The following is a 13,291-nucleotide window of genomic DNA, read 5'->3' as shown; positions in this document are numbered from 1 at the left end:
CCGCCTCGTTATGGCCGATGAACGCATCTTCGATGATGACCTGCTGATCGCTGATCCCGGCGATGCCGAAGTGCGCCCGGATGACCGGGTCGATGATGAACGCCATGATGAGGAAAACCGCCTCAAACCCAGCTTCGTCAGCGCCGTTCACGATGCACTGTCCGCGCGTGACAAGGGCGCGGTCTACAATCTCGTCGAACCGCTTCACGCTGCCGATATTGCCGATCTGATCGAACTGCTCGACAAGTCGGAACGCGCGCTGCTGGCGTCGGCGATCAGCGACCTGATGACCAGCGATGTCATCGCCGAACTGAACGATTATGTCCGCGAAGACCTGATGGATTCGCTGTCGGCGCAGGCGGTTGCGGTTATCGCCGAACAGCTCGACACCGATGATGCGGTGCAGCTGATCGAGGATCTGGACGCGGCCGATCAGGCAGCCGTCATGGCCGAGCTTGAACCCGAAACCCGCGCTGCGGTGTCGAGCGCGCTCGCCTACCCCGAAGAAACCGCCGGCCGCTTGATGAGCCGTCATTTCGTGGCTGTTCCCGAACATATGACCGTGGGCGATCTGATCGATTACCTGCGCGAAAACGGCGATATCGACCACGATTTCTTCGAAGTCTTCGTGATTGACGAAAGGCATCATCCGGTCGGAACCTGCGCGCTGAACTGGATTCTTACCACACCGCGCAGCGTACGTCTGACCGACCTGATGAAGCGTGACCAGACCTTGATTCCGGTCACGATGGATCAGGAAGAAGCGGCGCTGATGTTCCAGAAATACGCACTGATCTCCGCGGCGGTGGTGGATGAAAGCGGACGGCTGGTCGGCCAGATGACGGTGGATGATGTCGTTCACATCATCTCCGAAGAGGCCGGTGAGGATGCGCTGCTGATGTCGGGCGCGGGTGATGGCGACATCAACGAACCGCTGCGCGAAGCCTATTCCAGCCGTGTGCGATGGCTGATCGCCAATCTGGGGACAGCCGTGGTCGCTTCTTCGATCATCGCTTTGTTCGGTGCGGCAATCGAAGAGCTGGTGGCGCTGGCCGTACTGATGCCGATTGTGGCGAGCATCGGCGGCAATGCGGGCACGCAGACCATGGCGGTGGCGGTGCGCGCGATTGCAACCAATCAGCTTACCCGGTCCAACACCAAGCGGATCCTGTGGCGCGAATTTCGCGTAGCCTTGATGAATGGCGGCACGATCGCATTGCTGATCGGCGCGGCGACATCGCTGCTGTTTTCCCCCATGATGGGACTGGTCATTGCCATTGCGATGGTCGTCAATATCGGGGTGGCCGGATTGGCCGGGGTACTGGTGCCGGTGATTTTCGAACGGCTTGATCAGGACCCCGCGGTCGCCAGCAGCGTCTTTGTCACGATGATCACCGATTCGATGGGTTTCTTTGCTTTTCTGGGTCTGGCGGTCGCCATGGGCCTCGCCCCCTTCTGATACCGGCCGCGGCGCGAAGGTTTGCGCCGGGTATCGCAATTGCTCGCGATGCCACCTAGATGCGTTCAATGCCGCTCAATCTTACCAAGATCGCCTTCGGGGCGAAAAGCTATGACGATCTGGCCCACAGATACGAAGGGCGGCGGGAAATCCGCCTGACGACGCGCAACCGTCCGACCCGGCATGAAGAATGTGTGGGCGGATCGCTGTACTGGATCATCAACCACGCCATCGTGGGGCGTTCGCGCATAACGGGCTTTGTAAAAACTGATGACGGGCGCTGGAATATCGTGCTGGAAGCGCGGCTGGTTCGCGTCCACCAGCAGGCCAAGCGCGCCCATCAAGGCTGGCGGTATCTGACAGAGGACAAGGCCCCTGGCGATGTGGCCGAAGGCGAAGACATCGGCGATGCACTGCCGGGCAAGCTGGCGATGAAACTGGAACGGCTGGGACTGGTGTAACCACACACAAAGCCATAAAGCCCTGCTGATTACAGGGGGAATATTGCACATGAAGCACAGGCCAATCCGCTTTACGCTGACCACGGCTTTCTTGCTGTTGACCGCGGCATGCGTGCCGGCCCCGGAATCGGCGGCGCAGCAGGATGCGCAGACCGCTGCACCCGCTACGCCCGCGCTTACCACCACGACCATATTGACAGCCCCCGATGGGCGGAAGATCGACATGACAGTGATTGCGCCTGCAAATCCACGCGGCGTCATCCTGTTTTCGCACGGTGGGAACAGCAATCCTCTGGCCACCAACGTGCTTCATCAAAGGCTGACGGCGCGCGGCTTTGCGGTGATCGCGCCAACGCATACCGATTCGCTGAGCTTGCCGCCCGAACGGCGCACCGACCTGCAATCCGCGCTCATCACCCGCGTAACCGACTTGAAGGTCGCAGCGGAATTGGCCGCTACCCGGTTTCCCGATCTGCCAACCGCGCAGGTAGGCTACAGCTATGGATCGCTGGTTTCGCTGATGGGTGTTGGCGCTTTTGCCGCGATGATCCCTGCCAGCAATCCGGATGTAAAGGCGGCGGTCATGTTCTCATCCCCTGGCCCCATTCCGCCGTTAACGGGCGCGCCGGGTGCTTTTGACGCCGTGACGAAACCCACCCTGCTTGTCACAGGCGATGCAGACATCGTGCCCGGCTTCGCTGAAGACCCGACCCAGCATCTCATCTATTGGGAAAAGCTACCTGCTGGCGATCACACCGCGGCGATCGTAGCGGGGGCCACCCATGAATTTGCTGGCGGCACGCAGCCCGGCTGGGATGCTGTTGCCGCGATGGTGGACGATTTTCTGGCAGGACGCGTATTCGGTGACGCGGCCGCTGACGCACGCTTCGATGCAGCCGCCAGCAACGATGTCGTCACGATCAGACGCAGGTAATCGGCGCAGTCAGGCGCGGATTTTTTCGGCCACGCGCCGCAAGGCGTTGACGTAAACTTCTGGTGCCTGCGCGCCGGGGATCAGAAACTTGTTTGCGACGATCATTGCCGGAACGCCTGAAATGTTCAGATCCCAGGCCTGCGCCTCTTCGGCGACGACGCGGGCTTCAAGTTCGGGGTCGGCGAGCGCGGCTTTGGCCGCTTCACGGTGCAGACCGACATCGGCGGCGATATTTAGCAGAACGGCGTGATCGGACAGATTGCGTCGTTCGTTGAAATGGGCGCGAAACAAGGCCAGCTTCAGCGCGGTCTGCACCGAAGGCCCAGCGTGTTCGAGCGCGAAGGTCAGCAATTTGTGGCAATCGCGCGTGTTCCACATCATCGCAGGTGGCGCATCGCCGCCTCCTTCATAGGCCAGAGACACCCCGGCCGCTTCGGCGATTGCCTTCATCTGGGCGCGAATGCCTGCGCCTTCCTGTGCCGATCGGCGATATTTGCGTTGCAGATGCGCTTCCTGCTCCTCACCACCGGCGGCCATGTCGGGATTGAGTTCGAACGGCCGCCAGCGAATCTCCGCCGCGATTTCGCCTTCGAGTTCGCCCAACGCCTTGGTCAACTGACCATAACCGATCAGGCACCAGGGGCACATGACATCGGAATAGATATCGATGGTGAGGGTCAAAGGAGCTTGCGCTGTCATCGGTCTAGCCACCATGTCACAAGGTGATGCGCAATCGCAAAGGGACGCGGGAAATACAGCAGTTCGGTGCCGTGCTCCCCTGCGGTGCGGGCGTCTTGCAGTTCGGCCCGGCTAAACCACCGCGCATCTTCCAGCTCGGTGCGATCAATGGTGATCTCCGGGTCATCAGCCACCGATGTGCAGCCAATCATCAGCTGGCTCGGAAACGGCCATGGCTGGCTGGCGATATAGCGCACATCGCGCACCCGCACGCCGGCTTCTTCGTGGATTTCGCGCGCCACGGCCTCTTCGATCGTTTCGCCGGGTTCGACGAAGCCGGCCAGCGCCGAATACATCTTGGGGGGGAACCGCGGCTGGCGTCCCAGCAGCAGCCTATCTTCATGTTCGACGAGCATGATCGTGACAGGATCGGTGCGCGGGAAATGGTCTGCACCGCATGCATCGCAATGCCGCTGCCAGCCGCCCTTGACCAGTCTCGTCGCGCCGCCGCACCGCGCGCAGAAACGGTGCCGGGCATGCCAATCGACAAGGCTGCGCGCCCCGCCATAAATCGCCAGGTCGGGGGGCGCGAGCAGTTGCATCAATTGCCACGCTGCGGGCTGGGCATAGGCCGGACCGTCAGCGCCAGCAGGTGGCACCGGCGCAAAATGCGCCTTGCCGTCAAGCATGCCCAAGAACACCAGTTCAGTCTCCGGAGTCACATCGGCAAGGCTGCCCCACACGAGGTTGCCCGCCTCTTCAACCCCCGGCAGCAACCCGTCGAGCAGCAGCACCCGAGCGCGCCAGTTCATCAGATCGGCCAAGGCCGCATCATCGGCGCGGATATTGTCGGCACGGTCCATTGGCGAACCGGAGAACGCCATCAGCACATCAGCGGCGGGCCCGTGCATCATGCTGCCTTCTTGCGCGCGCGCATCGCAGCCAGATCGGCCTCCATCGCGGCGAGGAATTCGTCGCGGATCGGATAGGCTTCAGATGGCATGTACTGCGTGAACAGACCTGTGCGCAGGTTGAGATCGAAGTCGACCGCGCCCAACGTCCCCGCAGCGCCGCCCCAGCCGAAGGTTGCGCCTTTCGAACGGCCGCCTGCTCCATGGCCCTCACCTTCGATCCAGCTGCCTGTCAGATCCACGCTTGAAGGCACCAGATCGGACACGCCCACCCGCACGGCATTTTCGCTCATCACAACGGTACCGTCGATAGTGCCGTAACCCAGCAGCATTCTGAGAAAGCGGTCATAATCCCGGGGGCTCGACACCAGCCCGCCGCCGCCTGCAGCCACTTCGGGCGCGTCGAGGAAGATCGAATTGGCCGCCGGATCAAGCGGGAAGACATTACCGCCCAACACGCCGTAATTGTCGGTCAGGCGGTGGGCCTCGCTCGCGGGAACCTGCATCCAGGTGCTCGTCATCCCGCACGGATCGAAGATGCGCGCCTTGAGAAACGCTTCAAATTCCATCCCGCTCACCACTTCGATCACGCGGCCCAGCAGATCGATCGAACACGAATAGCTCCATTTTGTGGCGGGCTGATACATCAGCGGCAATTCGGCCAGACGATCGGCCCAGACCGCCAGCCCGGGAGCAGGTGTCACCGCAGGGAACCCGGGGATCGCCATCCGGCTGACCCGGCCGCCGACAAGGCCCTGTTCGTTGTAGGCCGCCTGGAGCGGACCTTTGCTGATGATCTGATAGCCAAGACCCGATGTGTGCGTAAGCAACTGGCGAATGGTGATCGGGCGGTTTGCCGGAACCGTGTTGTCGAGCGACCCGGCAGGATCCACAAGCACCTGCATATCACGGAATGCCGGCAGAATTTCCGCAAGCGGCTGATCCAGCCCCAACTTTCCTTCATCGATCAGGATCATCGCCGCCATGCCAGTGATCGGCTTGGACATCGAATAAATGCGGTAGAGCGAGTTTTCGTCCACCCGATCCGGTTTGGCGAGCGACAGCGTTCCGCCGCCCACCGTGTGGGCGTGATCTTCCTGCGCCCAACCGAAGGTCAGGAACAGGTTCGCCAACTTGCGCTCCGACACGTAGCGATTGGCCATCGCTGCCACATTGGGCCAGTTTTCCGCAACATCGTGCGCCAGCAATTGCCGCCCGAACGGCAGACCTGTCATGGCGGCACCGCCAGCCAGAAGCGCGGTGCGGTGAAACAGCGAACGGCGCGACAAGGCAGGCGATGCGATTTCGTGGAAGGGCATGGGCGCAGAATCTCCAAAAAAGGTACGGCGCCATGTCTGCGGCAGCCGGCAGCGCGGGTCAATCGGCAGGCTTGCAATCGCAAGGTGTCTTGCCCATACAAGACACATGCTCAATATTCTTGCCTATCTCGTCGGCCTGCTCAGCCTGGTCATCGTCATCCCGGCACAGATCCCGCTGCTGGGATGGGCCAATTGGGTTGGCCTTGCCGCTGATCGTGGTGGGTATTGTTCTTGGCGCGCTGTCGCTGAAGAATGGCGGGCGCAACTTCTGCCTTGTCGTTTTGCTGGTTGCCTCGGTGCGTCTGGCACTGGGCGGCGGCATCATCTAACCAACGGCTATCGCAATCTGCGCAGCCTTGGCAAACAAGGTTGCAAGACCGGCTTCGCCAATATCGCTGACGGGCCACCATACGCCATCACCCACCATTTCAGGTGAGTTTTCGCCCCTGCTTTCCAGTCTGCGCACCTCCAGCGTAAGATGCGCATGGGTGAAACCATGCCGCACGGCTCCAACGGTGTGCCACGCGCCGGGCAACGGCGGCTGCCCTGACCCATCGCGGCGTGCGGTCCAGCCATCATCAGGCAAGGCGCGCATGCCGCCCAACATTCCTGTGTCCGGACGCGTGACCAGCCATACCTCGCGCCCTGCCTTGCGCGTAATCCAGAACGCTGCACCGTATCGTTCGGGGACTGCCTTGCGCGCTGGCTTGATCGGCAGACGTTCCGGTTCCCCCGACTTTCGCCCTTCGCAATCATCATGAAGCGGGCACAGCAGACATCGCGGTGCGCGACTGGTGCAGATGTGCGAACCGAGATCCATCAGCGCCTGCGCGAAATCTCCTGCGCGCTTGTTCGGGGTGATCGTGTCTGCGGCGGCACGGATCGCCTTGCGCGCCCCAGGCAGCGGCGTGTCGATGGCAAACAGGCGCGCCACCACCCGTTCGACATTCGCATCGACAACCACTGCGCGCTGACCAAACGCGATCGCGGCGACTGCGGCCGCTGTATAATCACCCAGACCGGGAAGCTGTCGAAGTTCGCTTTCGGTCTGCGGAAAGCCCCCGCGATCCGCCACCACGCGCGCGCACTTGATCAGATTGCGTGCGCGCGAATAATAGCCCAGCCCTGCCCAGGCCGCCAAGACGTCGTCGTCGGCTGCGGCGGCAAGTGCGTCGACCGTGGGCCACAACGTAAGGAATTTCGCAAAATAGGGCTTCACTGCAGCAACCGTGGTTTGCTGCAGCATCACTTCAGACAGCCACACCCGGTACGGCCATGCCGCATCATCGGGGCGCGCGCTGCCCGGCGCCTGCCGCCACGGCAGATCGCGGGCATGAATGTCATACCATGCAAGCAGATTGTTCGAGATGCTGGCGATCACTGGCCGCCTATGGCATGGGGCAGGCAATCATGGGAAGTGACAAGAAACCACCATCTGGCACAGGCAAGGCGCCCGGCAAACGAAGCGCGTCGCCTGCGACGGGCGCCTCCAAACCGTATTTCCGCCCTCGCGGGAAAGGTGCACGGGCGATCGGGGACCTGATGCCAGAGATTGGCCGGACCGCCTTCCGCCGTTTCGGCTTTGTACAAAGTTCGGTGGTGACGCGCTGGCCCGAGATTGTCGGGCCCCAACACGCCCGGGTCTGCTGTCCCGAAGCGATCCGCTTTCCCCCCGGCGAAAAGTCCGATGGGATACTCGAACTGGTGGTGGTTCCGGCCCATGCGCCGCTGATCAGTCAGGTCATTCCTGAAATCATCGAACGCGTGAATCGCTTCTTTGGGTATCGTGCGGTGGCAAGGGTGAAGCTACGGCAAGGTGTGGTTACTCCGCCCACCGATGGCCGGCCTGCGAAACCGCCGCCATCGCTGAAACCGATCCCGCTGGAATTGGGCGACAGCTTGCGCGATATCGGCGACCCGGAACTGCGTACCGTGCTCGAATCGCTCGCACGCAGTCTCGGCAATCGCGAACCAGCGCCCCTACAGGATGACGACCTGCCATGATCAAGTCCGTTCTTTTCGCCATGACTGCGACTGCCGCTGCGCTCATGGCCGCGTCGGCCCCCGCATCGGCCGGTCAGGATCTGTCGGATACCGGCAGCAGGCTAATGACGCTCGACAACCCCGAAAACTGGCAGGGCACGATCCTGCGAACAGAGCGGGGCCATCTGATCGGCAACCCCAAGGCCGATGCGCAGTTGATTGAATTCATCAGCTACACCTGCCCGCACTGCGCCGATTTCACGGCACGCGGCGAACCGGCGCTTGAACTTGCGCTGCTGATGCCCGGCAAGATGAGCCTTGAAGTGCGGCCTGTGATCCGCAACGCGCTTGATCTTACGGTGACGCTTCTGGCCCAATGCGGCGATCCTGATGGCTTCAAGGGACGCCATCAGGCGCTGATGCTGTCGCAGGGGGAATGGCTTGGCAAGGCGCAAGGTTCACCCGTAAGCCAGCGCGCCATCTGGAGCCGGGGTGACAAGGCGTCGCGCATGAATGTCGCCAGCGCGCTGGGCCTGACCCGCCTGCTCGCCGACCGCGGTCAGGCGCAGGTCGAACTGGATGCCTGCGTGAGTAATGATGCTGCTGCAAGAGCGCTGGTAAACAACGGCCGCGCTGATTTTGAGGAGTTCGGGGTTCAGGGCACTCCCAGTTTTGCGCTCGATGGCAAGCTGCTTGAAGGCGCGCACAATTGGGATTCGCTGTATCCTGCGCTTTCGGCGAGGTTCGCAGCAACCCCTGCGGTAAGTCTCGAGCAGGCCGATTAAGACCCTTTCTTCACAAGGCTGATGCACGGTGCTTGCCGCGCCGGTCTTTCACGCGCTAGGCTTTTGCTTCGATATGCCGAGGATTGATACACCGATGATGACTTCCCGCCTGTTTTCGCTTCCCCTGCTTGCGCTTGCCCCGCTGATGCTGATCGCCTGCGACGATGCGGCCACCACTGATGCGACCGGCGTTGCGTCGGGAGAAGCCTTGCCAGCCATGGCAGCACCCGCCGGAACCAACTGGACGGAAACCGTCACCGTGACGCCCGAAGGCGGGTACAAGATCGGCAACCCCGATGCGCCGATCAAGCTGGTGGAATATGCATCGCACACCTGCTCGCATTGCGCCGACTTTGCCAAGACGGGCAAGGCCCCGCTCAAGAACCAGTACGTGGCCAGCGGCAATGTCAGCTTTGAACAGCGCGAGGTGTTCCTCAACCCGTTCGACGTCGTGATCGCGGGGCTCACGCAATGCGGCGTCAAGGAAAGGATGCAGCCGCTGTCGGATGAAGTGTGGCAAAATCTGGATAGCGTTTTTGCCGGCCTTCAGGGCAACCCTCAAGCTGTTCAGGCTGCGGCGCAATTGCCGCTGAACCAGCGTTTTGCCGCTATCGCGGAGGCAACCGGCCTGCTTGAATTCTTCGCCGCCCGCGGTCTTTCCGCCGATCAGGCCCGAGCCTGTCTGGCCGATTCCGCCAAGATCGAAGAGCTGGTGAAAACCGCCGAAGCCAACAACGCACGCGATCAGATACAGGGCACACCCACCTTCTTCATCAACGGCACCAAGGTTGATGGCACGACGTGGGAAATGGTCGAACCTGCGCTCAAGCGCGCTGGCGCGCGCTAAGACAACGCGGGGGCGATCAGCCACCTGATGCAGATCCACCGGCTCAAGCTCAGCGGTTTCAAGAGCTTTGTGGAGCCGGCGGAACTGCGTATCGAGCCGGGGCTGACCGGCGTTGTCGGCCCCAACGGCTGCGGTAAATCCAACCTTCTCGAAGCGATACGCTGGGTCATGGGGGAAACCTCGGCCAAGTCGATGCGCTCGGGTGGGATGGAAGATGTCATCTTCGCAGGCACATCCACCCGGCCGCCGCGCGACTTTGCCGAGGTTGTTCTGCATGCGCAGGACGACAGCGGGGACGAACTGGTCGTCACCCGGCGGATCGAACGCGGTGCCGGAAGCGCCTATCGGGTCAATGGCCGCGATGTACGGGCCAAGGATGTGGCGCTGACCTTCGCGGATGCAGCCACAGGCGCGCATTCCCCCGCCCTCGTCAGCCAGGGTAAGATCGCGCAGGTCATTGCCGCCAAACCGGCCGAACGGCGCGCCATGTTGGAAGAAGCCGCGGGGATCGCTGGTCTGCACGTCCGCCGCCGTGATGCCGAAAGCAAACTGCGCGGAGCAGAGGCCAATCTGGCGCGGCTAGAAGACCTGATGGCAGGTCTTGATTCGCAGATTGCATCTCTCAAGCGGCAGGCCAAGCAAGCCGAACGTTACACCGAACTGACCAAGCTGATCCAATCGGCCGAAGCGCGGCTGCTTTATGCGCGTTGGCGCGAAGCAGCCGCGGCAGCAAAGTCGGCCCGCGCCGCTGCCGAAGCCGCCACGGCGGCCGTCGCTACAGCACAGGCGGCAGCCGCTATCGCCCAGCAGGAACAAGCCGCCGCCGCAACGGCGCTGACCGCTGCCCGTGATGAACTGGCGGATCGGCGCGATGATGCCAATGCGCATGGGCACCGCATGGCCGCACTTGCCGAAAAGCTGGAGGCGGCGGAAAATCGCCTCGCCGATCTGGTGCGCCAGCAACGCCGGCTGGAAGATGATCGCAGCGATGCCGACCGCCTGACAAGCGCAGCCGTAGAGGCGTTACAGCGTCTTACAGGCGAACTTGCCGCCAGCCGCAGCGCAGTGGCCGCTGCAGATGCCGCTCGCCCCGCTTTGGCTCGCACGGCTGAAGACCGCGAACGCGCCAGCCGCGCAGCTGAACTTGCGCTGGCAAAGGCGACCGCCGATCATGCCGGGGTCGAAGCGGAATGGCGTGTGGCGGAAGCCGCTGTCGAGCAGGCCGAACGCCGCCTCGCCCGGATTGAGGCTGACGCCGATCGTATCGCGCGGGCTCAGGCAGAACTGACCGCCAGCAGGGATGCGGAAGCTGAAGCAATGGCGGCAAGGGACGCCGCAAGGGGCGCCGCCAGTAACGTCGGCACAATGCGGGTGCAGCTTACCGAACAACAGGCGCGCAAGGCCGAATTGCAGTCTGCGCGGGATAACGTGGCCAGCGCGCTTGCAGCCGCACGGGCCGAACTTGCAGGGATTGAACGCGAACATGCCGCTCTTGCCCGCGACCGCGACGCCAGGGCTAAGCGCGAGGCCGGACGACAGGGTATGCCGACCGCGCTTGACCGGGTGCGGGTGGCGCCGGGATATGAACGCGCACTTGCCGCGGTATTGGGGCGCGATGGGAAATCGCCACTGGGCGCGCCCGCCGCTGTGCAGGATGGGCGGTTCTGGACGGGCGGTGCCGCACCGTCGCAACCTGTGCCCGACAGCCTGCTCGCCCATCTTTCCACTTACCCCGACGAACTGGCCCCGCGCCTTGCGCTTGTGCATTGTGTCGATGCCGATGACGGACGCAGACTTGCTGCGGGCGAATGGCTCGTCACGCTTGCGGGCCATTTGCGGCGTTGGGACGGTTTTGTGGCACGCGGAGAGGGCGCGGCTGAGGCTGCGCAGCTGGAAGCCGCGAACCGCTTAGCGGAGCTGGACGCAGCCCTTCCCCCTTTGCGCGACGCTGCGCGCCGCGCCGAAACCGAAGACAAGGCGGTTCGCGATGAACTTGCCGCGCTGCAAACCGCACTGATAGGGCAGGAACGCAGTCTTGCAGCAGCCATCGATGCCGAGCGTCAGGCGCTGCGCAGGCTTGATGCCGCTGAAGCCGCAAAGGACCGTCTCGCCGCTCGGCTTGCCGAACTGTCGGCCAGCGCCAGCGATATCGCATCGCAGATTGCCAGCGCCCGTGATGAGGTCGAAACGGCGCGGCTGACCCGTGATCGCTTGCCTGCCCGTGATGCTGAACGTGCGGCACTGGAAGCTGCGCAGGAACGGAACGCAGCAGCGCGCGCTGCAATGCAGGCCGCTTTTGCCGAACTTGCCGCGCAGGATCAGGCGCTGGCTGCTGCGCGTGAGAGGCTCGCCGCGCAAACAGCCGATCACGCCGGATGGCAGGCACGATCATCCGATGCCGAAAGACGAGTGGCCGAAACCTCGCGGCGCTTGGCGGAAATCGCCGAAGATCACGCGATCCACGCAGCCAAGCCCGCTGCGTTGACCACCGAAATCGAGGCAGGCGAAGAGGCGCGCACAAGGATCGCCGCCGATCTTGCGGCCGCCGACGCCTTAATGCGCGATGCCGAAGCCTGTCAGCGTGTCGCCAACACAAACCTGGCTGGGCTTACCGAAACGCTTGCGCAGGCGCGCGAAGCCCGTGCCAGCCTTGCCGCACGCGCCGAAAACGAAGAATTGCGCCGGACCGAAATGGCGCGTATTTCGGGTGAACGCTTCCAGTGCCCGCCGGCGTTGCTCGCTGATCGTTACGGGTTTGCAGAAGCGGACCTTGCCCCCGCGGCTGACGAATCCGCCGCACTGGAAAAGCTTACGGCAAGCCGCGAACGGATCGGTCCGGTCAACCTTGTTGCTGCCGATGATCTGGCCCGGATCGAAAGCGAACATGGAACCAGCGCCGAAGAGCAGGCCGAACTTGTCGAAGCCATTGCGCGTTTGCGGGGATCAATCGGCAGCCTCAACCGCGAAGGTCGCGAACGACTGCGCGCCGCTTTCGAGGAGGTGGACGGCCATTTTCGCGTCCTTTTCACCCGCCTGTTCGAAGGAGGGCAAGCCCATCTGGCCTTGGTTGACAGTGACGATCCGCTCGAAGCGGGTCTTGAAATCTACGCGCAACCGCCCGGCAAGCGGCTGCAGTCGCTTTCGCTGCTGTCGGGCGGAGAGCAGGCGCTAACCGCAACAGCTTTGATCTTTGCGTTGTTTCTCACCAACCCTGCGCCAATCTGCGTTCTGGACGAGGTTGATGCGCCGTTGGACGATGCCAACGTCGAACGCTTTTGCGATTTGCTCGAATCGATGGTGACAACGACGACGACCCGTTACCTGATCGTGACCCACAACGCCGTTACCATGAGCCGGATGCACCGCCTGTTCGGCGTGACGATGGCGGAAAAAGGGATTTCGCGCCTTGTGAGCGTTGATCTGGGTGAGGCTGCATTGCTTGCTGCGGAATAGAGCTCAAACGTCCAGAGCAGCAGCCAATTTTGCGCGGACGGCCTTTAACGCGGCGATAGCTTCATCCATTTCGGGATTGTTTCCCACGATCAGCGGTTCGCCTGCAGGGGTTTCTTGTGGTGGTTCTATGCGGCGATCTGTGCTGCGGCGATTGTCCTTGCGGCGATCGACATCGGATTTCGCAGCAGTGCGCAGGACAGCTTCCGCGCCTTTCAGCGTGTAGCCTTCGGCGTTGACCAGACGGTTGATGGTCTCAACCAACGCGACATCAGCCGGGCGGTAATAGCGCCGCCCGCCGCTGCGCTTCAAAGGCTTCAGCAGCGGAAACTGGGCTTCCCAGTAACGCAGGACATGCGGTTTGATGCCCAGCGCTTCGCTGACTTCGCCGATCGTGCGCAGCGCGCTGTCATCCTTGCCGTCATCGAAGGCGGTCATCAAACCTCACTTTGGCCTATCATCTG

General features: G+C 62.6%; 13 protein-coding genes. 8 read left to right on the top strand and 5 right to left on the bottom strand.

Features of this window, described 5'->3' with window-relative positions:
- The first annotated feature begins 10 nt into the window (after window positions 1-10).
- From mgtE to SJY33_RS02110, 3 genes are all read left to right on the top strand, one after another.
- A complete protein-coding gene (gene mgtE, locus SJY33_RS02120) occupies window positions 11-1,459 on the top strand; it encodes a magnesium transporter (RefSeq protein WP_379920873.1) in 1,449 nt (482 codons plus the stop codon).
- Window positions 1,460-1,527: 68 nt separating this feature from the next.
- The gene (locus SJY33_RS02115) at window positions 1,528-1,920 is read left to right on the top strand and encodes a DUF1489 family protein (RefSeq protein ID WP_379920872.1); all 393 of its coding nucleotides are present in this window, start codon (window positions 1,528-1,530) and stop codon (window positions 1,918-1,920) included.
- A gap of 49 nt (window positions 1,921-1,969) precedes the next feature.
- A complete protein-coding gene (locus tag SJY33_RS02110; protein ID WP_379920871.1) occupies window positions 1,970-2,854 on the top strand; it encodes a hypothetical protein in 885 nt (294 codons plus the stop codon).
- A 9-nt stretch (window positions 2,855-2,863) separates the two neighbouring features.
- Here the strand turns inward: SJY33_RS02110 and SJY33_RS02105 are convergent, their stop codons facing one another.
- Genes SJY33_RS02105 through SJY33_RS02095 form a run of 3 tightly spaced genes read right to left on the bottom strand, consistent with a single transcriptional unit; the run spans window position 2,864 to window position 5,762 of the window.
- Window positions 2,864-3,553 (bottom strand): DsbA family oxidoreductase, encoded by a 690-nt coding sequence (locus SJY33_RS02105; RefSeq protein ID WP_379920870.1) that lies wholly within the window; start codon window positions 3,551-3,553, stop codon window positions 2,864-2,866.
- Window positions 3,550-4,443 (bottom strand): NAD(+) diphosphatase, encoded by an 894-nt coding sequence (gene nudC / locus SJY33_RS02100; protein WP_379923502.1) that lies wholly within the window; start codon window positions 4,441-4,443, stop codon window positions 3,550-3,552. Before nudC ends, SJY33_RS02105 begins: the two co-directional genes overlap by 4 nt.
- Complete coding sequence (locus SJY33_RS02095) at window positions 4,443-5,762, bottom strand: serine hydrolase domain-containing protein (protein ID WP_379920868.1); 1,320 nt, start codon at window positions 5,760-5,762, stop codon at window positions 4,443-4,445. The genes nudC and SJY33_RS02095 overlap by 1 nt, the downstream gene beginning before the upstream one ends.
- A gap of 197 nt (window positions 5,763-5,959) precedes the next feature.
- Here SJY33_RS02095 and SJY33_RS02090 point away from each other — a divergent pair, with 197 nt between their 5' ends.
- On the top strand, window positions 5,960-6,091 hold the full coding sequence (locus tag SJY33_RS02090) for a hypothetical protein (protein WP_379920867.1): 132 nt from the start codon (window positions 5,960-5,962) through the stop codon (window positions 6,089-6,091).
- Here the strand turns inward: SJY33_RS02090 and SJY33_RS02085 are convergent.
- Window positions 6,088-7,143, bottom strand: a complete 1,056-nt coding sequence (locus SJY33_RS02085; protein WP_379920866.1) for an A/G-specific adenine glycosylase — start codon at window positions 7,141-7,143, stop codon at window positions 6,088-6,090. The two genes, SJY33_RS02090 and SJY33_RS02085, sit on opposite strands and share 4 nt — an antisense overlap.
- 14 nt (window positions 7,144-7,157) lie before the next feature.
- Between SJY33_RS02085 and SJY33_RS02080 the strand changes: the two genes are divergently transcribed.
- The 4 genes from SJY33_RS02080 to SJY33_RS02065 all read left to right on the top strand — a co-directional run bounded on the left by SJY33_RS02080 (window position 7,158) and on the right by SJY33_RS02065 (window position 12,830).
- Window positions 7,158-7,766 carry a DUF721 domain-containing protein gene (locus SJY33_RS02080; protein WP_379920865.1) on the top strand — a complete coding sequence of 203 codons (609 nt, stop codon included), beginning with the start codon at window positions 7,158-7,160 and terminating at the stop codon, window positions 7,764-7,766.
- Entirely contained in the window at window positions 7,763-8,530 is a 768-nt protein-coding gene (locus tag SJY33_RS02075; RefSeq protein WP_379920864.1) for a DsbA family protein, read from the top strand. Before SJY33_RS02080 ends, SJY33_RS02075 begins: the two co-directional genes overlap by 4 nt.
- A 94-nt stretch (window positions 8,531-8,624) precedes the next feature.
- Window positions 8,625-9,377 carry a thioredoxin domain-containing protein gene (locus SJY33_RS02070; RefSeq protein ID WP_379920863.1) on the top strand — a complete coding sequence of 251 codons (753 nt, stop codon included), beginning with the start codon at window positions 8,625-8,627 and terminating at the stop codon, window positions 9,375-9,377.
- Between the two features lie 27 nt (window positions 9,378-9,404).
- The gene (locus SJY33_RS02065) at window positions 9,405-12,830 is read left to right on the top strand and encodes a chromosome segregation SMC family protein (protein ID WP_379920862.1); all 3,426 of its coding nucleotides are present in this window, start codon (window positions 9,405-9,407) and stop codon (window positions 12,828-12,830) included.
- Window positions 12,831-12,833: 3 nt separating this feature from the next.
- Here SJY33_RS02065 and SJY33_RS02060 read toward each other — a convergent pair whose 3' ends face one another.
- Window positions 12,834-13,265 (bottom strand): MerR family transcriptional regulator, encoded by a 432-nt coding sequence (locus SJY33_RS02060; RefSeq protein ID WP_379920861.1) that lies wholly within the window; start codon window positions 13,263-13,265, stop codon window positions 12,834-12,836.
- Window positions 13,266-13,291 lie beyond the last annotated feature (26 nt).

The organism is Erythrobacter sp. R86502 (assembly GCF_042466465.1).
Taxonomy (GTDB): domain Bacteria; phylum Pseudomonadota; class Alphaproteobacteria; order Sphingomonadales; family Sphingomonadaceae; genus Erythrobacter.
The sequence above is the reverse complement of the archived record's forward strand: the minus strand, read 5'-3'. Positions and strand labels throughout refer to the sequence as shown.